The following is a 19,902-nucleotide window of genomic DNA, read 5'->3' as shown; positions in this document are numbered from 1 at the left end:
ACGAACCGCCGCAGCCGCGCGGAGCGCCGGCCCGAGGACGTAGATCCGAGATCCTGCTCTCGATCGGTCGTCATCATTGATACCCTCTCTTAGCAAGATTTCCTAAATCTTGAGAAAACTATCTGAGAGAGAGGCTATGAGCTCCTCCCCGAGGCGTCAACCACCCCATCGGACCGGGCGGTCCCGTTCCCCGCGCCCCGATACGATGAAGCCCATGGTGAAGGACGCAACGGGCGAGACGCAGGCCGCGCGGGCAACGCTCTCGGAGGTAGCTGCCCTTGCGAAGGTTTCGGTTGCCACCGTCTCCAAGGTCCTCAACGGCCGGACGGGCGTCTCCGACGAGACCCGAAGCCGCATTGAGACGCTGCTCGAGGAGCGGAACTACAACCGACGGCTGAGCGCCCAGAGCACCGCCCCCCTCATCGACGTCCTCTGCTACGAGCTCGACAGCCCCTTCGCCGGCGCGGCGGTCTCGGGCATCGAACGTGCCGCCCGCGAACACGGCATCGGGATGGTCGTGGCGGGCGCCGAGGAGTCCCATCTGCCAGCACCCGAATGGATCGACGGCGTCCTGCGCCGCCAGCCCCTCGGGGTCATCCTGGTCGCCGCACTGCTGCCCGAGAAGGACCTGGCGCGCCTGCGCAGCCGCGCCATCCCCATCGTGATGATGGATCCCTACGGCGCGCCCACCACGGAAGCCCCTTCGATCGGCTCCGCCGACTGGAACGGCGGCTTCCTCGCGACCCAGCACCTGATCGCCCTCGGCCACAAGCGCATCGCCATCATCACGGGCCCCGAAACCATGATGGCCTCCACGGCGCGGCTCTCGGGCTACCGGGCAGCCCTGGATTCCGCGGGGATCCCGCTTCGGCGCGACTACATCCGGCCGGGCGCGTTCCACCGCGACGACGGCGTTGCCGAGGGTCGCGACCTCCTCTCGGGAGCCGAGCCTCCTACGGCAATCTTCGCCTCGAGCGACCTGCAGGCTCTCGGCGTCTACGAGGCCGCCCGCTCGCTCGGGCTGCGCATCCCCGACGACGTCTCGGTGGTCGGCTACGACGATCTTCCGATCGCCCAGTGGGTCGGGCCGCCCCTCACGACCGTCCGGGTGCCGCTTTCCGAAATGGCCGAGCAGGCAATGCATCTCGTCACGCGCCTTCGCGACGAGCCCGAGCTCGCGTTCAGCCGCGTGGACATGGCCACCTCCCTCGTCGTGAGGGAGAGCAGCGCGTCCCCGCGAACGTAGAGAACTCCCCGCCTCCATCCCGCTTCTGGCCTTCGAAGGACCTGCAGCAGTGCTGCGGACCGCTCTTCTGCCACTCCTTTAACGAAAACTTTCGGATTTCGTTGTAAACCTTGACGTAAACTTTCGCACTCATTTACCTTCGTCTCATCGGTCCAGAGTGACATCACGAATCCCAAGGGCTCGTGAACAGGACGAAGAGGGCTCTGAGCCCAGCGGCCTCGAGTACGCCCGGCCCCCCGGCTCGGGCATTCACCCGGACACAGTGCTGTATCCGCGACGCAAGAGGAATGACATGCGATTCCCATTCAGATCAAAGACCACGCTCCGGTCGCTCGCTGCCCTGGCGGTAGCCGGCCTGACGGGCTTGGGGCTCGTCGCCTGCTCGGGCGGCAGCAGCCAAGGCTCGGCCGGCTCGGCGACGAGCGGAACCATCAATTGGTGGGGTTGGACACCGACGAACACCGCCGAGGCGAACGACTTCATCGCCGCGTTCAACAAGGACTACCCAAACATCAAGGTCAACTTCAAGCTCATCGGCATCTCGGACTACCAGGCCGCGATGCGGCCGGCCCTGGCCTCCAACAACGGGCCCGACGTGTACGATCTGCAGCCGGGCGCGTACGTTCAGCAGTTCGGCAGCTACGCCGAGGACCTCACCTCCTCCGCTCAGGGGGCTCTGGGGAGTGACTGGAAGTCCAAGCTCGCGAGCATCGCAGTCGACGGGCTCACCTCGAACGGCAAGCTGACCGCGATGCCCATCGGCTCTTCCTACGCCGGTTCGCTCTGGTACAACACCGACCTGTTCAAGCAGTACGGCCTGCAGCCGCCGAAGACCCTGAGTGACTGGAAGCAGGTCTGCCAGACCTTCAAGAGCCACGGCGTTGGATGCTTCGCCCAAGGCGCGGCCCAGGAGGGCTTCGACCAGGACACCCTGCAGGCCATCTCCAACTCGATCGAGCCGGGCTACTGGACGAAGGCCTCGAAGGGTGACGCCAAGTGGGATTCACCCCAGATCGTCCAGACGCTCTCGGTCTGGAAGGACCTCTTCGGCAGCGGCATCATGCAGAGCGGCGCCCTCGGCGCCCAGCAGTACCCGGACGTCAACAACGCCTTCCTCACGGGCAAGTACGCGATGGTGATGATGGGCAGCTGGTACACGCAGTACGCGACCCAGGCCGCAATGACCCAGTCGATCTCGGCTGCGGGCGTTGCCGGAGCGAAGCCGTTCCCCATCCTGCCGATGCAGTTCCCCGACGTGGCCGGCAAGGGCAACACGAGCGAGATGTTCGGTGACGCCGACTACGGTCTGGCCGTCGCCAGCAAGTCGCAGAACAAGTCTGCCGCCGAGACGTTCGTGAAGTGGATGTCGACCAGCACCAAGGGACAGCAGGTCGTTGCCGACCGCCTCGACACCACCCCAGTGCTGAGCGGTGTCGCACCGGACTTCAACACGATCAAATTCGTAGACCCCGCCCAGCAGAGCGGCCCCGTGAACGACTACCTGAAGAAACTGGTGTCGGTCAACGAACCTCGCTTCGCCCTGCTGAACGCGGACGTCGAGAACGCCTTCCTCGCGGCAGCCCAATCGGTGGCGAGCGGCAGTGCGACGCCCCAGGCGGCAGCGACCACGCTGCAGCAGGCGGCTGACGCAGCTAAGGCACAGAACAAATGACCGTCTCCGCCCAGGAGAGGTTGACCCGCGCGGCCGGCTACCCGAGCCGGCCGCGCGGCCGCCGCCTCCAAGCATCTGGTCTGCCGTGGATCCTGCCCGCCCTCGTCCTCGGCGTGGGCCTGATCTACTACTGCATCGGCTACACCGTCTACATCTCGACCCTGAACTGGGACGGCGCGAGCCCAGATCCCCTCTCGGTCGGGTTCCGGAACTACTCCAACATCTTCAGCGACCCGGTCTTCTGGAAGTCCATCGAGCATACGGTGGCGTTCTTCGTGACCACGTTCGTCCTCCAGACCGCGCTCGGCGTCGTCTTCGCAGTCATCATGCATTCGCGCATCAGGCTCGCGGTGGTCTACAAGGTGATCATCTTCGTCCCCGTCGTCCTGGCTCCCGCGATCATGGCTCCGGTGTTCCGTCAGGTCTACGCCGCCAACGGGCAGTTCAACTGGGTGCTCAGCCACCTAGGCCTGGGCTTCCTCGCCCAGCCGTGGATCGGACAGACCTCGACGTCGCTCGCGGTGATCATTGCCATCACGATCTGGCAGTGGACCGGGCTCACCTTCGTGCTCTACTACGCAGCGATGAGCCAGATCGACCAGTCGCTTCTCGAGGCGGCCCGCATCGACGGCGCGGGCAACATCCGCGTCCTGTGGAGCATCATCTGGCCGAATCTGCGCGGGACCACCCTCTCGCTCGCAATCCTGAGCGCAATCGGGGCCCTGAAGACCTTCGACGTGCCGTGGCTCGTGACGGTGGCCGGGCCGAGCAACTCGACCCAGTTCCTCGGGACCTACATCTACCAGATGACCATCCAGCTGGCGCACGTCGGCTACGGCGCCGCCCTGTCGATCATCCTGCTGGTCATCGCCCTCGTGATGGCGATCATCCTGCAGGTCGCAGCACGCGAGAGGACGGGGAGGCCCTGATGTTCGAGGTGCGCAAATGGTGGAGCAAGGGGCTCCTCCAGCTGATCGCCACGCTGCTCGTGCTGCCGTACCTGTTCCCGCTCATCGCCATGGTGCAGGGCTCGTTCGCGGGCGACGGCTGGGGCAACTACCGCGACGTGCTCCAGGTGCCCGGCTTCTTCCGGTTCTTCGTGAACAGCGCGATCATCGCTGCCGGCGTCATCGTGCTCGTCTACGCGGTGACGATGCTCGCGGCCTACGGTTTCGCCAAGCTGCGGATCCGCTTCCGGGAGATCTACTTCTGGATGCTGTTGGCGTGCCTCACGCTGCCCGAGGTCGTCCTCCTCACACCGCTCTTCACGACGACCCAGGCCGTCGGCCTCTTCAACACCTACTGGGCTGTGATCCTGCCGCTCGCCGCGCTCCAGGTACCGTTCGCCGTGCTCCTGACGCGCAACTTCATCCATGGGCTGCCCGACGAGATGTTCGAGGCGGCCCGGGTCGACGGGGCGAGTTCCTTCCGCGGCTTCATCCACCTCGTGATCCCCCTGACCAGGCCCATCGCCGCGGCCGTGCTGATCTTCACCCTCATCGGGGCCTGGAACGACTACCTCATGCCCCTCGTGTTCCTCCAGTCGCAGGACATGCAGACCATCACCCTCGTCCCCCGGTTCTTCGTGGGCGAGTTCAGCAACGACCAGACCAAGATCCTGGCCTCCGCGGTGTTGACCGCGCTTCCGGAGATCGGCGCCTACCTGTGCCTGCAGCGCCTGTTCGAGCGCGGCCTCTCAGCTGGAGCAATCAAGTGATCCAACCCCAAGGAGTCTGAATGCCACTCATCCAGGTCGACCTCGATCGCGACCTCTACGAAAGCTCCCATCCGGCCATCTCCGACGCGATCCACGAGGCGCAGATCGAGGCACTCGGAATCCCCGCGGACGACCGCTTCCAGGTCTTCCGGACGCATGGTCAGGGTGAGCTCAAGTTCGATCCCGGCTACAACGGCGTCGACCGGCGCGCCCTGCTGCTCATCCAGGTGACGGCGGTGCACATGTACCCGGTCGCGGTGAAGCGGAAGTTCTTCGAAACGCTCGTTGCCAAGCTCGCACCGCTCGGCATCCGAGGCGAGGATGTGCTCGTCTCGCTCGTCGAGAACGGCTTCGAAGACTGGTATGCGGGCAAGTGAAGGGAAAGGACGGGCAGATGACCGGGAAGGATGAGATGCACCAGTACGATGCCGCGCCCCTGAGGGTGCTGTTCATAGGCGGAACCGGAACGATCAGTGCCTCGTGCGTGCGGCTCGCGGCCGCCCACGGCATGGCCGTCACCGTCCTGAACCGGGGCGAGAACAGGGCTGGGCGGTCCCTCCCGCCCGAGGTCGAGCAGCTCACCGGCGACGTCAGCGGCGATACGTCGGTCCGTGCGGTCCTCGGCGACAGGGACTGGGACGCAGTCGTCAACTTCCTCTCCTACGACGAGGACGACGTCGCCCGCTGGGTTGCGCTGTTCACAGGCCGGACGAGCCAGTACGTGCACATCAGCTCCGCCTCGATCTACGCCAAGCCGGTGCTCCTGACCCCCATCACCGAATCCACCCCGACCGGCCCCAATCCGCCCCTTCCCTACGCCACTGCCAAGTGGCGGGCCGAGGCCGCCATTGCCCGCGCCCACCGCGAGCAGGGCTTCCCCGCCACGGTGATCCGCCCCTCGCACACCTACGACGACGCGAACCCGCCCTTGCCCGGCGGGTGGACCGTCGTCGACCGCATCGCCCGCGGGGCCGAGATTCCCGTCCACGGCGACGGGACCTCCCTGTGGACCCTCACCCACGCCGAGGACTTCGCGCAGGGCCTCGTCGGGCTGCTCGGCAGCAGGCGGGCCATCGGGGAGACGTTCCACATCACGGGGGACGACGTCCTGACCTGGGACCAGATCTACACTCTGTTCGCCCAAGCCCTGGGCGTGCAGCCCCGCCTCGTGCACGTCGCGAGCGAGCTGTACCCCGTGGTGGCCCCGGAATGGTTCTGGTCCGGGGAGTTCGTCGGAGACCTCGGCCACTCGGCGGTGTTCGACAACTCCAAGATCCGCCGGTTCGTCCCAGGCTATGCGCCCCGGCTCACTTTCGAACGCGCCGTGAAGCGGATGCTCGACTGGCGGAGCGCCCACCCCGAGAGCACCCGCGGGGACGCCCCCACCGAAGAGATCCTCGATCGCATCGTCCGCGCGTACCATGCAGCCCATCAGGCGTACGCCGACCACGCGCCAGCATTGGAGGACGCATCGTGACCCTCGAAACCCACACCTTGGGCTCGACCGGGCTCAAGGTCACGGAACTGTGCGTGGGCACCAGCCCGCTCGCCAGCATGGCCCGGCTGTACGGCTATGACGTGAGCGACGAGCGGGCCGTGAGCACCATCGACGCCGTGCTCGAGAGCCCGATCCGCTTCATCGATACGTCCAACGGCTACGGCGAGCACGGCGAGGCGGAGAAGCGGATCGGAATGGCCCTTGCGGCCCGCGGGGGCCTGCCCGCCGACGTCGTGCTCGCAACGAAGGTCGACCCCGATCCGAGCACCGGCGACTTCTCCGGCAGGCGGGTGCTGGCCTCCTACGAGGAGAGCCTCGAACGCCTCGGCGTCGATCGGGTCCCCCTCCTCTACCTGCACGACCCGGAGCGGATCTCGTTCGAAGACGGGATCGCGCCGGGCGGGCCAGTCGAGGCGCTCCGGCAGCTCCGCGACGAAGGCCGCGTCGACCACATCGGCGTCGCGGGGGGTCCAATAGACCTGCTCGCCCGCTACCTCGACACCGGCTCGTTCGATGTCCTGCTGAGCCACAACCGGTACACGCTGCTCGACCGCTCGGCAGAAGAGCTGTTCAGGTCCGCGCACGAGCGGGGCATCGGCGTCGTGAACGCGGCTCCCTACGGGGGCGGAATGCTCGCCAAGGGGCCCGACGTGCAGGGCAAGTACGGCTACGGAGAACGGGACGACCGCGTGGCCGAAGCGGCCCGCCGCATGGGGGAAGCATGCGCGCGACACGGGGTTCCCCTCGCGGCGGCGGCGCTGCGCTTCTCCCTGCGAGCGCCGTTCGTCGACGCGACCGTAGTGGGGATCTCCTCCCCCGAGCGCGTCGCCCAGACCCTCGAGTACGCCGGGCTGGAGATTCCCCAAGCGCTCTGGGCCGAACTCGAAGCGCTGGTCCCCCCTTCGGAATTCTGGCTGGGCTGATGTCTCCGGAGAGGATCCGTATCGGCCTGCTCGGGGCCGCAGGCATCGCGCCGGCTGCCATGATCGCCCCAGCACGACGCCGGGACGACGTCGACCTTGTCGCCGTCGCCTCACGGCACCACGCGGCCGACTTCGCCGCACGGCACCGCATCCCGACGGCGTATTCGCGCTATGAAGACCTCATCGCGGACGAATCCGCCGACCTCGTCTACGTTGCGCTTCCGCCTTCGGAGCACGCCGAGTGGACGATCGCCGCGCTCGAGGCTGGCAAGCACGTTCTCTGCGAGAAGCCGATGGCCATGAACTCAGGCGAGGCGCAGGCCGTCCTGGAAGCCGCGAACAGGACCGGTCAGCGGGCCTTCGAGGCGTTCCACGACTACTACCACCCCCTCCAGGCCTGGGTCCGGGACTTCATCGGAGCCGGGCAGCTGGGCTCCGTCATCTCGGTGACGGCGGTCTTCAACGGTGCGAATCCCTTCGACCCCCGTTCCATCCGGCACGCCCCGGAACTCGGCGGCGGCGCTCTCATGGATCTCGGCTGCTACCCCGTCCACTGGGTTCGGACCCTGTTCGGCGAGCCGACCGTGAGCCGAGCGACCGGTGAACGGAATCCCCTCGGTGCTGACCTGAGCATCGAAGCGGAACTCGAGTTCGAGGGTGGCGTGAAGGGTCTTATCAGCGCGAGCATGGAGCCCGATGTAGTCCTCGAGTCCTCGCTCTCAGTGGTCGGCGAGAAGGGGACGCTGCGGGTCGACAACATGGTCTTCCCCGCCCGTGGCCACTCCATCCGCGTAGAGCGCGACGGCCTCGCCCACCTTTCGACGGTCGCCGGCCTCGACACCTACGACCACCAGCTCGCCGCTGTCGTCGAGGGTCTCCGCACCCAGGAGCCGCTCGCGACGGAGGGGCCGGACTACGTCGCCAACATGGCGGTCATCGACGCGATCTACTCCGCCGCCGGAATCCGATGACGTCGGACCACCAGCCAGCTGACCCGAGAACTGCCAGGAAGGAATGACATGTCCTCTTCGAGCACCCCGCTTTCGGGTCCCTGGAGCGACCCCGCATTGCCGGCGGCCGAGCGCGCACCGCTGCTCATCGCCGAAATGACGGTCGAGGAGAAGGCCGCCCAGCTGTACGGCGTGTGGGTGGGCGCCTCGGACCAGGGCGGAGAGGTCGCTCCCCACCAGCACGAGATGGAAGAGGGAGTGGACCTCGACCGGCTTCTGCCGCACGGGCTGGGGCAGCTGACCCGGCCGTTCGGGACCGCCCCGGTCGACCCCGCGCTCGGCGCGCTCTCGCTCATGACGACGCAGCGCCGGATCATGGCCGAGAACCGCTTCGGGATCCCGGCCCTGGCCCACGAGGAATGCCTCGCCGGCTTCGCGAGCTGGGGGGCGACAGCCTATCCGGTCCCCCTCTCCTGGGGAGCGACGTTCAATCCTGAGCTTGTCCAGCGCATGGCGTCGGGGATCGGCCGGGACATGCGCTCCGTCGGGGTCCACCAAGGCCTGGCCCCGGTGCTGGACGTGGTCCGAGACCCCCGCTGGGGGCGCGTCGAGGAGACCATCGGAGAAGACCCCTATCTCGTCGGGAGCATCGCGACTGCGTACATCAAGGGCCTTGAGGGCAGCGGCATCGTGGCCACGCTCAAGCACTTCGTCGGATACTCCGCCTCCAAGGCTGCCCGCAACCTCGCGCCGGTCTCCATCGGCCGCCGCGAGCTCGCCGACGTGCTGCTCCCGCCCTTCGAGATGGCGATTCGCGAGTCCGGGGTCCGCTCGGTGATGCACGCCTACACCGACATCGACGGCGTGCCCTCCGCTGCGGACACGGAACTGCTCACGGGCCTCCTCCGCGAGACGTGGGGCTTCGAGGGGACGGTCGTCGCGGACTACTTCGGGATCGCGTTCCTCAAGACGCTCCACAGGACGGCCCGGTCCTGGGAAGAGGCCGCCGGGCAGGCGCTGGGCGCTGGAGTCGACGTCGAACTCCCGACCGTCAAGGCGTACGGCTCCCCCTTGATCGAAGCGGTTCGGGAAGGAGCGATCGACGAGGAGCTCCTGGACCGTGCCCTCGAACGAGTCCTGAAGCAGAAGATCCAGCTCGGCCTGCTCGACCCCGACTGGTCGCCGGTCCCGCAGGTGCTCGAGGGCGTTGACCCGTCCGATCCGTCGTCGCTCCGCGGCACCGTCGACCTCGACAGCCCGCAGAACCGTGCCGTCGCCAGGGAACTGGCCGAGCAGGCCGTCATCCTGGTCGCCAACGACGGCACCCTCCCGGTGGCTTCCCCCCGGAAGATCGCCCTCATCGGCCCCACGGGGAACGACCCGATGGGTGTCCTGGGCTGCTACTCGTTCCCCGCGCATGTGGGCGTACAGCACCCGGAGACCCCCCTCGGCCTGCGGCTGCCCACGCTGCTGGACTCCCTGCGGGACGAGTTCCCGGACGCCGAGATCGAGTTCGTCCAGGGCACGAGCGTCGACGGGGGCGAGACGGAGGAGTTTGCGGAAGCCGCCCGGGCAGCTTCCGAGGCAGAATTGGTGGTCCTCGCCCTCGGGGACCGCGCGGGCCTCTTCGGCAGGGGGACCAGCGGAGAGGGATGCGACGCCGGCTCGCTCGACCTCCCGGGGGCGCAGCAGGACCTCTTGGAGCACGTTCTGGCCGCGGGAACCCCGACGGTCCTCGTGCTCCTCGCAGGCCGCCCGTACGCGCTCGGCTCCCCGGCGCGCTCGGCGGCCGCGATAGTCCAGGCGTTCTTCCCGGGAGAAGAGGGAACGGCGGCTCTGGCCGGGGTGCTCAGCGGCCGGGTCAACCCCTCGGGCCGTCTTCCCGTGAGCATTCCGCAGCGCCCTGACGCCCAGCCCTCCACCTATCTGGCTCCCACCCTGGCGTCGAGGACGTCCGTCTCGAATATCGACCCGACCCCGGCTTTCCCCTTCGGCCACGGCCTCGGCTACTCGCACTTCGAATGGGGCGACCTCCAGGCGGACAGCGACACCATGTCGACGGCGGGAAGCGTGCGGCTTGGACTGCGGGTCCGCAACGTCGGTGCCCGGGAGGGGGCCGACGTCGTCCAGCTCTACCTGCACGACCCGGTCGGCTCGGTGGTGCGCCCGCTCCAGCGCCTGATCGGCTACCGGAGAGTGAGCCTCGGCCCCGACGAGGAGGCACTGGTCTCGTTCGAGGTACCGGCCGACCTCGCCTCGTTCACTGGGCGGGTCGGGAGGCGCATCGTCGAACCCGGGGAGATCGTCCTCGGCCTCGGGCGGTCCAGCGCCGACATCGTGCTCAGCCACACCGTGACGCTGACCGGGCCGGTACGGATCGTGGACCACACCCGCGCGCTCCACCCGATCTCCGCGGTCTCGACCGAAGCCGCAGCGACCGCCGCCCCGACCCCGGGAGAGCGCTGATGTCCGAGGACCTGCGCTTCGCGGAACGCATCGCAGTGGTCACGGGCGCGGCGAGTGGGATCGGCCGCACCGTGGCCCATCACTTCGCCGAGCGGGGAGCGCGTGTCGTCGGGGTGGATCTCATGGACCAGGTCGAGGAGGTCATGGCCGAGCTCCCCGGCTCGGGGCACCGCGGCATCAGGAAGGACCTGACGTCACCCGATGCGGCCAGCCAGGTCATGCAAGTTGTCCAGGAGGAGGCTGGCACCCCGCACATCCTGGTCAACTCCGCGGGCATTGCCCTGCTCGACCCCGCGACGGAGGTCCCGGCCGAACGGTGGCAGGCCACCATCGACGTCAACCTCAGCGCGAGCTTCTACATGGCCCAGGCGGCCGGGCGCCTCATGCTCGAGGCCGGGTACGGGCGGATCATCAACCTCGCCTCCCAGGCCGCCGTCGTCGGGCTCGACCAGCATGCCGCGTACTGCGCGAGCAAGGCGGCGATTGTCGGGCTCACCCGCGTCCTCTCCCTCGAATGGGCGCGCCGCGGCGTCACCGTCAACGCGGTGTCCCCCACCGTCGTCGAGACTCCGCTCGGCCTGAAGGCGTGGGCCGGGGAGAAGGGAGAGAGGGCGAAGGCCCAGATTCCTGTGGGCCGGTTCGCGCAGCCCGAGGAGGTCGCCGCGCTCATTGCGTTCCTCGCGAGCGACCAGGCGGCGATGATCACGGGCGAGAACGTGCTCATCGACGGAGGATTCACGTCCGTCTGAAATGCTCGGCCAGCCTCGCGAGCCCTTCATCGAGGGAGACGACGGGTCTCCAGTCGAGGAGTTCGCGGGTCTCCCGCTGGTCGTACCAGTGGGCGGTGGAGAGCTGCTCTGCAAGGAACCTGGTCATCGGCGGCTCCTCTTTCCGCCCGGCCCAGGTCCAGACCCTCTCCACCACTGCGCCCGCGGCCCGTGCCACCCCGCCCGGCACTGACCACGACGGCGCGGGGACGCCGCCGGCGGCGCAGATGCCCGCCAGCAGCTCGCCCACGGGGCGGGGCTCGCCGTTGCTCACCACCAGTGCCCTGCCATGGACGTGCTCCATGCGGTGCAGCGCGGCGACGATGGCCGAGGCGGCGTTGTCCACGTAGGTGGTGTCGATCAGGGCCGCGCCGGCGTCGAGCAGGGGCAGGCGACGGCGGCTGGCACGCTGCAGGACCCGTTCCACCAGTTGGGTGTCCCCCGGGCCCCAGACGATGTGGGGGCGCACCGCCGCGACCCGGAATTCCGGCGCGTCCGCTGCGAGCGCGAGCAGCTCTGCCTCGGCCTTGGTGCGGGAGTAGTCCCCGTGCGCACGCTGCGGGTCTGCCGGCTCCGCGCCCAGCCCTTCGATCGCCGCGCCCGAGTTGGCCACGGACGGGGAGGAGACGAACACGAAGTCCCGCACCCCGGCCGCACGGGCGGAGTGGAGCAGACGGCGGGTCCCTTGGACGTTCACTTCGTCGAACTCGGTGGCACGTCCCGTGAAGGAAACCTTCGCGGCCAGGTGGATGACTCCTTCTGCGCCCCGGACGGCGGTGCGGAGCGCTTCATCGTCGGTGATGGACCCGCGGACGTCGGCGGCGCTGTCGACTCCTGAGGGGCGGCGCTGGAACGTCGTCACGGCATGGCCCTGGCTGACCAGGAGCCGGGCCACCTCCCCTCCGAGCAGCCCGCTTGCGCCGGTAACGAGGACTCTCACGGCTCTCCCGGGCGGCCACCGGCCAGGACCCGTGAAGCCCAGCGGGACAGGCGGGTCCGGTCGATCTTCGCGTTGTGCCGGATGTCCGTGGGCTGAGCGGGGACCGCGAGCACAGCGGAGACATCGACCCCAGCCTCGAGCGCCGCGCGGCGGACGCGCGCGGCGAGCCGGGGATCGGCGGGACCGGCCTTGCGGGCGGGCGGTACGGTCTCGACGACGGCGACGACGGCCTGCGTCCCTGCCGGTCCGACTCCGGTGACGGCGGCCAGGCGGACGCCGTCGAGGCGTTCGATGGCCTGTTCGGCGCCCACGGGCGTCACAACGGCACCGGGCGCCGTCACGACATGGGCGAGACGGCCCTCCACCCAGAGCCGGCCGACGGCGTCGAAGTGCCCCACGTCGCCCGTCCGATGCCATCCGGGCAGGCTAGCGCTCGCCTGCTGGGTCAGCCAGAGCCGGTCGTAGGCTTCCTTGACGTGGGCGGCGCTGACGAGGATCTCGCCTGTCACGCCAGCGTCCGTCACGGGGTGACGCCCGGGTGCGGTGCCGTCCGCCGTCAAGGGGACGACGGCAATGCGCGCGCCGTCGACCGGCGTTCCCACGCACACGCCGTTGCCTGCTCCGGCCACGGTGCCGGCGGCAGCGTCGGCGTCGGCCGCCTGTATCTGTTCGAGGCTGATATCGGTGACCGGGAGCGCCTCGGTCATCCCATACGGGGTGTGAAGCGAGGCCCGCGGCATGAGCCGCTGCACCTCCGCCAGAAGCGGTTCTGGGACAGGCGCCCCGGCAGACAGCAGCAGCTCGACCCGTTCGAGGGCCTTGTGCCCTGCCTCGTCCATGCCGTCCCGGGTGGCAAGGACATTGCGCAGCGCCGCCGGCGAGGCGAAGACCACCGTTGCGTCTATCGCCGCTGCGGCGTCCGCGAGCGCGCGGGCCGTCAAGGTGCGGGGAGCCGTGACGTCCATGGCCGGGGTCACCGAAACCGCTCCGAGCGCGGGGCCGAGCAAGGCGAACGGGGCGAAGCCCGCCACGAGCCGCGCACCGGAACGGATCCCGAACGTAGCGGCCACCGTGTCCCGCATTGCCGCCAGCTGCCCGTGCGTGTAGAGCACCCCCTTGGCGGGACCGGTCGAGCCCGAGGTGAACAGCACGGCGGCTGGGTCAGCTGAGTCCACGGTGTGCATGGAGTGCCCCGAGCCGCGTCCGGCGCCCGACCGGGCCAGCGCGTCGAGGGAGGTTTCGACGCCCAGGATCCGGCCGACGGCGCCCGGGAGGTCCCGGACGCTGATCCGCCGTCCCGGCCAGCCGAGCGTCCGGGCAGCAGCCAGCGCCTTGTCGATTCCGATGATGAAATCTGCCGTGGCGCCCTTCACCGCGCGGCTCAGGCCCCGGGTTCCCAGCCCGGCGTCGGCCACAACCACCACCGCGCCCAGCCGCAGGCAGGCGTACAGGGCCACGGTCAGGTCCACCCCAGGCGGAACCATGAGGCTCACTCGACTGCCGCTCCCCACCCCGGCTTCCCGCAGCCCCGCGGCAGCGTCCAGGATGTTCCGCTCCAGCTGCTTCCAGGTGAGCGAGCGGGCCGGGGTGCCGTCCTCCGCCATTTCCACCACGGCGGCATCTCCGCCCGACGGCCCCGCCGCCTGCTCGCCGAGAAGGTTCCAGAGGGGCCGGAATTCGGGATCGCGTGCAGCCGTGGCCTTCGGCCCCTGTCGAGGGGTCGAGGTGGCTCCCGGCGCCCGGGAATCGCTTCCGCTCGGACCCCTGTGCACGGCGAGCCACCGGAAGATCGGTGCGGCGATGTCCCGGTCTTCCGCCACGAGATGCCCGGCGCCTTCGAAGCGGTGCACTTCCGCGTGCGGAAGCCGGCCGATGAGGTCCTTGAGGTAGCGGTCGGAGAAGATGGGATCCCGGGGGCCCCAGAGCATGAGGGCCGGTACCCTCAGGCCGCGCAGGCCTTCCGCGACGCCCCTGAGGGAGGCAAAGCTGGGATGGGACGCATCCACCGGAATGTCGGCAACAAAATTTCCCACCCCCGCCCGGCGGTCGGTTCGGCGGTAGGGGGCCATGTAGGCCCCTCGGACGTCGGCCGGCAGTGGCGGATTCGCCAGACTGTGGGTCACCCGCAGAAAGGCGTCCGACGTCGTCGTGCCCCACCGGTGCACGGCGGGGTGAAGGGCCAGCCTCAGGGCGGGCGGGATTCCCGAACCGGAGGGCTGGTGGACGGCCGTGTTGGTGAGCACCACCCCGGTGAGGTGCTGCGGGTGCGCCAGGGCCCAGCCCAGGCTGATCACCCCGCCCCAGTCGTGGCCCACCGTCACGACGGGCCCGTCCAGGCCCAGCGCGTCGGTGAGGTCGCCCAGGTCATTGATCCGGTCCGCCAGGCGCCGGAACGTGCCGGTGCGCTGCGAGTAGCCCATGTCCAGCTGGTCCACGGCCACCACGCGCCACGGATGTGCCGGGTCGGATCCGGCGGCCAGCAGCGTCCGCCACAGATACGACCAGGTCGGGTTGCCGTGGACGCAGAGCAGGGTGCCCTCGGGAGGCAGCCCATTGCGGGAGAGCTGGGCAGCGTTGTCCAGCAGGTGCCAGCGGCGCACCGTGCCTGGCACGTCAACGGCCGATGTGGACTCGACGGCGATCGTCCGGGACCATTCTGGGTCGAACCCGGGCCAGTTGGCGGCTACCAAACGATTTCCACCATGCCCGCGTTCAGCCCTGAGCCGACGCCCATGCACAGGATCCGGTCCCCCGAGGTGAGTGACTGCGCCTCGGCTGCGAGTGTCATGGGGAGCGAGGCAGGGCCCACGTTGCCCCAGTGCGGGAACGTGATCGGAACCTTGTCCGGGTCCAGGTCAATGGCCTTGATGATCGCCTGGGTATGGGCGTTGCTGACCTGGTGCGTGACATAGCGGTCCATGGCGGCCCAGTCCCACTCTGGCTGGGCTTCCTTCCAGGCGTCGACGACGAGCTGGAGGCCGCCGTCGAGCAGGCCCTTCGCGTCGGTGGCCATCCCGTCGATGCCTCCCACGCACAATTCGTGGTGTTCGGTGCCGGCACGCATCACCCCGCCGACAAGTCGGTGCGCCCCCGGGTGCTCGTCCGCGGGGCCAAGGACTGCTGCGGCGGCGCCCGATCCAAGCGTGAGCGTGGCGAACTCCCGGCTGAAGTCTTCGCGGGTGGTCTCGGGCCGCTGCAGTCGTGCCAGAGTGGTCTCCTGGACCGCTTGGGAGTCCTCGCCGTTGACGACCACGGCGTACTTGATCTGGCCCGAATCGATCATGTTGGCCGCCAGGATCATGCCGTTCACGAATCCAAGGCACGCGTTGGCCAGATCGAAGTTGATCGCGGACGACGTCAGGCCCAGTTTGTGGTGGATCTTCACCGCGACGGACGGTTCGAGGTTGCGCCGCGTGACCGAGGTGTTGATCAGGAGGCCGATCTGGGCGGCTTCCACGCCAGCCTCGGCCAAGGCTTTGGCGCCCGCTTCGACCGCGGCGTCATCGAACGATGTCCCCGGGGCCCACCAGCGACGGTGCGAAATGCCGGCAACGCGCTCAAGCAGCCGGGGCGGGAATTTCAGCCGCCTCAGGGTCGATGCCAAGCTGCGGTCAAAATCCCTGGAACTCACGATCCTCGGGGCCTCGACACTGCTCACCGAAAGCAGCGCCGTGTTGCTGTGCCGAAAAGTCGCGTTCCCTGCCAAGTCGAGCCCCTGTCCGTTTCCGTGCTGCATTCATGCGGAGACTGTACCCACATAAGCGCAAGCCCAAGATATAACGCAGTCCGACTTATAGCCCTCTCGCGGAGGTGCCGGCTTTGGAGGGCGCGCGCCGCGCGCCCTCCAAAGCCGGCAATCGGGCGGTGCTAGTTCTGCTCGAACCTTTCCGGGCGGAACGTCGCCAGCATGGGATGCCGCCCCCCGGTGATGACCTCGTCGGCCAAGAGCTCGCCCGCGATGAGCGCGAGCGTCGCACCGGAATGGGTGAACGCCACGAAGCATCCGGGAACCTTCTGGAGCTCGCCGAACACCGGCTCGCCGTCGCCGGGGATGGGCTTGAGGCCGATCTTCCAGGACGCGGCCTTGAGCTCCGGCTCACCGTCGATGAGCCGGCTGGCCTCCGCGAGGAGTTCGCCCACGACGGGTTCCGGAATCGAATACCCGGAGCCGTCGCGCACGATGTGCTCCTCGTACCAGTCGTGGTCGACGGCGATCGTGTTCCCGGGATTCGGACGGATCGCGGCGCGGGGCGTGTTGAGGACGGCCTTGACGTCGTGTTCGAACGGCTCGGTCACCACGAGCATGGCAACCGGGGAGGCATTGTCGATCCGCACTCCGAGCGGCGCGACGACGTCGGGCGTGTGGGCACCGCAGGCGACGACGACGGCGTCGGCCTCGAGGGTCCCGAAGGCAGGGGTGACGACGCCGGTGGCGCGCCCGGCGTCGTCGACCTCGACCCGCGCCGTTCCCGCGTTGGTCCTCAGGACCCCGCCCCGGCGGGTGAACTCGGCCATGAGGTGCCCGATGAGATGCGGCAGGCTGACCCACCCTTCGCCCGGGTTGTAGACGGAGGTGGGTGCGAGAGCGCTGGCGTTCAGGCCGGGGGTGAAGTCGGCGACGGTGTCAGGCCCGACGAGGTGGGAGTCATAGGCGTGCGCGCGCTCGTACTCGTTCCGTGCGGCGGCACCGCCGTCGTTGTCCCAATAGACCCCGCCGCCGAACTGGAGCCATTCCCTCGACGGATCATCGGCGAAGAGCGTCCGGTACCGGTCGATGCCCGCCATGCGCAGGGCGTGGTATTCGAGGCTCCGCGTTCCGGCCGAGTTCAGCCACGAGAGCGACCGGCCCGAAGCGCCGGATGCGAGCTCGCCCTCGGTGATGAGCGTGACGTCGACCCCCGAGCGGAGCAGGTGGACGGCGGTGGAGACACCGATGACACCTCCGCCGAGGACGGCGACGCTGCGGCGGCTGGCAGGGTTGCGGAGGTTCTGGTTCTCGGGCATTTCGTGATTCTTCCTCTTCATCTCAGGTGTAGGCGAGGGATCGGACCGGCGTGCTCGCGTGGAGCCCGCGGATGATCCGGAGGGTCGCGAGGGCTTCGTCCGGGTCGACGGGGACGGGCCCGTTCCGGCGGATGGCGTCCGCGAGCAGGCGGTAGAAGGCCGGATAGTCTCCCGGGACGAGGCCGACGTCGAGTGATGAGCTGCCGTCCGCGAGCTGCGCGGGCTCTCGGGAGGGGACCGCGCCGTAGCCGGGCCTCGCCGGATCGGCGCCGGCAGCGAGGGCGGGCTCTTGGCCGTCGAGCCCCCACGACGTGAATCCCGCCTGGCTGCCGAGCACGTGGAACCTAGGCCCGAGGGCGGGCGCGAGTCCGTTCATCCACAGGCGGCTCGTGACGCCGGAGGCGTGCCGCAGCTCGGCGAAGCTGTCCTCGTCCCCGCCCGGCCCGGTGCTGTACCGTCGCAGGTCGGCGCGGGCCTCCTCGACGGGACCGAAGAGCTGGACTGCCTGGTCGATCAGGTGGCTGCCGAGGTCGGTCAGGAGACCCCCGCCGTCGTCCACCGACGCGCCGTCCCGCCAGTTCCCGAAGCCTTCGGGGCGCCACCACTCGAAGCGTGACTCGAAGGTCCGCACGTCGCCGAGCCGCCCGGACCGCACGAGTTCCGCGACGGTCAGGAAGTCGCCGTCCCAGCGGCGGTTCTGGAACACGGTGAGCAGCGTGCCCGCCTCACGGGCGGCGTCGATCATCGCCTGCGCATCCTCGATGGAGGGGGCGAACGGCTTGTCGACGACGAGGTGCAGCCCACGGGCGACGGCGGCCAGCGCCTGCTCCCGGTGGAGCGCTGGCGGGGTGCCGAGCACGACGACGTCGAGCTCGAGCGTTCCGTCGTCGACGAGCCCAAGGAGCGACCGATAGTCGGGCACGATGCGGGCCTGGGGGAAGCGACTGCGGGCGGCAGCGACCCGGGCCGGGTTGCCGGTCACGACGGCAGCCACCGAATAGGACGGGTTCGCCCCGATCAAGGGGCCGTGGAAGACGCCGCCGGAGACGCCGAAGCCGACGATGGCGGTGGAGATCGGAGGGCGCGACATCATCACAGCACCTCCGAGAGGAAGCGCTGGAGCCGGGCCGACTGCGGTCGGTCGAAGATGTCCGTGGGCGTGCCGGTCTCGACGACCTGGCCCTCGTCCATGAAGACGACCTGGTTGGCGGCCCGCCTGGCAAAGCCCATCTCGTGGGTGACCACGACCATCGTCATCCCCCGGCCGCTGAGGCTGGCCATGAGGTTGAGGACTCCGTTGACGAGCTCGGGATCGAGGGCGGATGTGGCCTCGTCGAAGAGCATGACCTGTGGCTCCATCGCGAGTGCGCGGGCGATGGCCACGCGCTGCTGCTGACCGCCGGAGAGGTCGCGGGGCTTGTGGTCCGCGCGTTCCCGGAGGCCGACTTCGTCGAGCCGGGCATACGCGAGCTCGAAGGCTGCCTTCCTGGAGAGCCGCTTGACCTTCCACGGGGAGAGCGCCACGTTCTCGAGCGCCGAGTGGTCGGGGAAGAGGTTGAAGTGCTGGAAGACCATGCCGATCTTCCTGCGGAGCTGGTCCGGGTGCTGGCCGAGGGTCGATTCGCCGTCGAGGAGCACGTCCCCGGACTTCGGCTCGTGGAGCCGGTTGATGCCGCGGAGCAGCGTGGACTTGCCGGAGCCGGACGGTCCGATGATGCACGTGGTGGTTCCGGGCTCGACGTGGAGGCTGATGTTCCGGACCACGTCGATGTCGCCGTAGGCGAGCGTCAGGTCCTTGAGTTCGAGGCCAGCGCCCGTGTAGGCCTGGCTGGCGGAGTTCGTCATGGTGCGCCTGCGCGTTTCGGTTGGGGAGGTCATCGTCATCTGCTTTCTGCTACGCCGGCCGTCTCGAGCTCGACTACCTCACGAAGGCCCGAAACCGGCGGTGCGGCCCTGCGGCGGCCGGTGCGGAAGCGCTGGTCGATGAAGTTGACCAGGTGGGTGAGCGGAACGGTGATGATGAGGTAGAACAGCCCCGCGAGGACGAGCGGCGAGAGGTTTCCGCTCAGCACGGCGGCGTCCTGGCCGACCCGGAACAGCTCGCGCTCCGAGACCAGCAGGCCCAGGAAGTAGACGAGGCTCGAGTCCTTGACGATCGCGATGAACTGGTTGACGAGCGCTGGGAGCACGCGGCGGATCCCCTGGGGGATGACGACGAGGCGCATCGCCCGGCCGTAGCCCATGCCCAGGGCGCGGCAGGCCTCGAGCTGTCCCCTGTCCACGGCTTGGATTCCTGCACGGAAGATCTCGCCGATGTAGGCGCTCGAGATGAGGCTCAGCGCGATGATGCCGAGCGGGTAGGGGCTGGGGCCGAAGATCTGCTGGCTCACGCGGGCGAAGCCCTGGCCGATCAGCAGGATCGTCAGGATGGCCGGCAGGCCACGGAACAGGTCGGTGTAGACCCGGGCGGGCCATCGCATCCAGGAGGAGGGCGAGATGCCCATGAGGGCCACGATCATGCCGATGACGCAGCCGATCACGGTGGCGCAGATCGAGATGACGAGGGTGTTGACGAGGCCGACCTGCAGCAGCTGGGGCAGGACGTCGGCCATGGCTTGGAAGTCGAAGAAGGTCTTGGTGAGGCTGTCGAGCAGGTCCATGGTGGTGCTTTCCGTCGAGGCGGGGCGGGGACGCGGAGGCCGCGCCCCCGCCCGCTCAT

Annotated in this window: 17 protein-coding genes; 10 read left to right on the top strand and 7 right to left on the bottom strand. The window is 68.9% G+C overall.

Going from position 1 to position 19,902, the window contains the following annotated elements; all coding sequences use genetic code 11:
* The first annotated feature begins 214 nt into the window (after positions 1–214).
* The 10 genes from E6A21_RS09555 (at position 215) to E6A21_RS09510 (ending at position 11,221) form a co-directional block, all read left to right on the top strand.
* A complete protein-coding gene (locus tag E6A21_RS09555) occupies positions 215–1,246 on the top strand; it encodes a LacI family DNA-binding transcriptional regulator (protein WP_171041345.1) in 1,032 nt (343 codons plus the stop codon).
* A gap of 292 nt (positions 1,247–1,538) precedes the next feature.
* Positions 1,539–2,918 carry an ABC transporter substrate-binding protein gene (locus E6A21_RS09550; protein WP_138443925.1) on the top strand — a complete coding sequence of 460 codons (1,380 nt, stop codon included), beginning with the start codon at positions 1,539–1,541 and terminating at the stop codon, positions 2,916–2,918.
* Positions 2,915–3,847 carry a carbohydrate ABC transporter permease gene (locus E6A21_RS09545; protein WP_138443924.1) on the top strand — a complete coding sequence of 311 codons (933 nt, stop codon included), beginning with the start codon at positions 2,915–2,917 and terminating at the stop codon, positions 3,845–3,847. The genes E6A21_RS09550 and E6A21_RS09545 overlap by 4 nt, the downstream gene beginning before the upstream one ends.
* A complete protein-coding gene (locus tag E6A21_RS09540; RefSeq protein ID WP_138443923.1) occupies positions 3,847–4,635 on the top strand; it encodes a carbohydrate ABC transporter permease in 789 nt (262 codons plus the stop codon). The genes E6A21_RS09545 and E6A21_RS09540 overlap by 1 nt, the downstream gene beginning before the upstream one ends.
* Positions 4,636–4,655: 20 nt before the next feature.
* Entirely contained in the window at positions 4,656–5,012 is a 357-nt protein-coding gene (locus E6A21_RS09535) for a tautomerase family protein (protein WP_138443922.1), read from the top strand.
* 17 nt (positions 5,013–5,029) lie between these two features.
* Positions 5,030–6,112 carry an NAD-dependent epimerase/dehydratase family protein gene (locus E6A21_RS09530; protein ID WP_246036320.1) on the top strand — a complete coding sequence of 361 codons (1,083 nt, stop codon included), beginning with the start codon at positions 5,030–5,032 and terminating at the stop codon, positions 6,110–6,112.
* Positions 6,109–7,056: an aldo/keto reductase gene (locus E6A21_RS09525; protein ID WP_246036319.1), complete on the top strand. Its 948-nt coding sequence runs from the start codon at positions 6,109–6,111 to the stop codon at positions 7,054–7,056. Before E6A21_RS09530 ends, E6A21_RS09525 begins: the two co-directional genes overlap by 4 nt.
* On the top strand, positions 7,056–8,027 hold the full coding sequence (locus E6A21_RS09520; protein WP_138443921.1) for a Gfo/Idh/MocA family protein: 972 nt from the start codon (positions 7,056–7,058) through the stop codon (positions 8,025–8,027). The genes E6A21_RS09525 and E6A21_RS09520 overlap by 1 nt, the downstream gene beginning before the upstream one ends.
* A 48-nt stretch (positions 8,028–8,075) precedes the next feature.
* Positions 8,076–10,472 carry a beta-xylosidase/alpha-l-arabinosidase gene (locus E6A21_RS09515; protein WP_138443920.1) on the top strand — a complete coding sequence of 799 codons (2,397 nt, stop codon included), beginning with the start codon at positions 8,076–8,078 and terminating at the stop codon, positions 10,470–10,472.
* Positions 10,472–11,221: a GolD/DthD family dehydrogenase gene (locus tag E6A21_RS09510; RefSeq protein WP_138443919.1), complete on the top strand. Its 750-nt coding sequence runs from the start codon at positions 10,472–10,474 to the stop codon at positions 11,219–11,221. Before E6A21_RS09515 ends, E6A21_RS09510 begins: the two co-directional genes overlap by 1 nt.
* On the opposite strand, the gene E6A21_RS09505 is transcribed toward E6A21_RS09510, so the two are convergent.
* The 7 genes from E6A21_RS09505 to E6A21_RS09475 form a co-directional block, all read right to left on the bottom strand.
* Entirely contained in the window at positions 11,208–12,179 is a 972-nt protein-coding gene (locus E6A21_RS09505; RefSeq protein WP_138443918.1) for an NAD-dependent epimerase/dehydratase family protein, read from the bottom strand. The genes E6A21_RS09510 and E6A21_RS09505 overlap by 14 nt on opposite strands.
* Complete coding sequence (locus E6A21_RS09500) at positions 12,176–14,869, bottom strand: alpha/beta fold hydrolase (protein WP_138443917.1); 2,694 nt, start codon at positions 14,867–14,869, stop codon at positions 12,176–12,178. Before E6A21_RS09500 ends, E6A21_RS09505 begins: the two co-directional genes overlap by 4 nt.
* Positions 14,863–15,915 carry a 3-oxoacyl-ACP synthase III gene (locus E6A21_RS09495; protein WP_138443916.1) on the bottom strand — a complete coding sequence of 351 codons (1,053 nt, stop codon included), beginning with the start codon at positions 15,913–15,915 and terminating at the stop codon, positions 14,863–14,865. Before E6A21_RS09495 ends, E6A21_RS09500 begins: the two co-directional genes overlap by 7 nt.
* Positions 15,916–16,046: 131 nt before the next feature.
* Positions 16,047–17,183 (bottom strand): NAD(P)/FAD-dependent oxidoreductase, encoded by a 1,137-nt coding sequence (locus E6A21_RS09490; protein ID WP_138443915.1) that lies wholly within the window; start codon positions 17,181–17,183, stop codon positions 16,047–16,049.
* A 22-nt stretch (positions 17,184–17,205) separates the two neighbouring features.
* Positions 17,206–18,276: a Gfo/Idh/MocA family protein gene (locus E6A21_RS09485; RefSeq protein ID WP_138443914.1), complete on the bottom strand. Its 1,071-nt coding sequence runs from the start codon at positions 18,274–18,276 to the stop codon at positions 17,206–17,208.
* Positions 18,276–19,067, bottom strand: a complete 792-nt coding sequence (locus E6A21_RS09480) for an amino acid ABC transporter ATP-binding protein (RefSeq protein ID WP_212745900.1) — start codon at positions 19,065–19,067, stop codon at positions 18,276–18,278. Before E6A21_RS09480 ends, E6A21_RS09485 begins: the two co-directional genes overlap by 1 nt.
* Positions 19,064–19,843: an amino acid ABC transporter permease gene (locus E6A21_RS09475; RefSeq protein WP_138443913.1), complete on the bottom strand. Its 780-nt coding sequence runs from the start codon at positions 19,841–19,843 to the stop codon at positions 19,064–19,066. The genes E6A21_RS09480 and E6A21_RS09475 overlap by 4 nt, the downstream gene beginning before the upstream one ends.
* Between the last annotated feature and the right edge of the window lie 59 nt (positions 19,844–19,902).

The sequence above is a fragment of the Sinomonas susongensis genome, from assembly GCF_005877005.1.
Taxonomy (GTDB): Bacteria; Actinomycetota; Actinomycetes; order Actinomycetales; family Micrococcaceae; genus Sinomonas; species Sinomonas susongensis.
Note: the sequence above shows the minus strand (reverse complement) of the source record. Positions and strands in the feature narration are given on the sequence as shown.

Excerpts from the sequence above, each read along its gene's own strand:
- E6A21_RS09480 (WP_212745900.1), bottom strand. The coding sequence starts at position 19,067 with ATGACGATGACCTCCCCAACCGAAACGCGCAGGCGCACCATGACGAAC.
- E6A21_RS09535 (WP_138443922.1), top strand. The coding sequence starts at position 4,656 with ATGCCACTCATCCAGGTCGACCTCGATCGCGACCTCTACGAAAGCTCC.
- E6A21_RS09495 (WP_138443916.1), bottom strand. The coding sequence starts at position 15,915 with ATGCAGCACGGAAACGGACAGGGGCTCGACTTGGCAGGGAACGCGACT.
- E6A21_RS09510 (WP_138443919.1), top strand. The coding sequence starts at position 10,472 with ATGTCCGAGGACCTGCGCTTCGCGGAACGCATCGCAGTGGTCACGGGC.
- E6A21_RS09540 (WP_138443923.1), top strand. The coding sequence starts at position 3,847 with ATGTTCGAGGTGCGCAAATGGTGGAGCAAGGGGCTCCTCCAGCTGATC.
- E6A21_RS09530 (WP_246036320.1), top strand. The coding sequence starts at position 5,030 with ATGACCGGGAAGGATGAGATGCACCAGTACGATGCCGCGCCCCTGAGG.
- E6A21_RS09545 (WP_138443924.1), top strand. The coding sequence starts at position 2,915 with ATGACCGTCTCCGCCCAGGAGAGGTTGACCCGCGCGGCCGGCTACCCG.
- E6A21_RS09555 (WP_171041345.1), top strand. The coding sequence starts at position 215 with ATGGTGAAGGACGCAACGGGCGAGACGCAGGCCGCGCGGGCAACGCTC.
- E6A21_RS09515 (WP_138443920.1), top strand. The coding sequence starts at position 8,076 with ATGTCCTCTTCGAGCACCCCGCTTTCGGGTCCCTGGAGCGACCCCGCA.
- E6A21_RS09520 (WP_138443921.1), top strand. The coding sequence starts at position 7,056 with ATGTCTCCGGAGAGGATCCGTATCGGCCTGCTCGGGGCCGCAGGCATC.
- E6A21_RS09550 (WP_138443925.1), top strand. The coding sequence starts at position 1,539 with ATGCGATTCCCATTCAGATCAAAGACCACGCTCCGGTCGCTCGCTGCC.
- E6A21_RS09490 (WP_138443915.1), bottom strand. The coding sequence starts at position 17,183 with ATGCCCGAGAACCAGAACCTCCGCAACCCTGCCAGCCGCCGCAGCGTC.
- E6A21_RS09485 (WP_138443914.1), bottom strand. The coding sequence starts at position 18,276 with ATGATGTCGCGCCCTCCGATCTCCACCGCCATCGTCGGCTTCGGCGTC.
- E6A21_RS09475 (WP_138443913.1), bottom strand. The coding sequence starts at position 19,843 with ATGGACCTGCTCGACAGCCTCACCAAGACCTTCTTCGACTTCCAAGCC.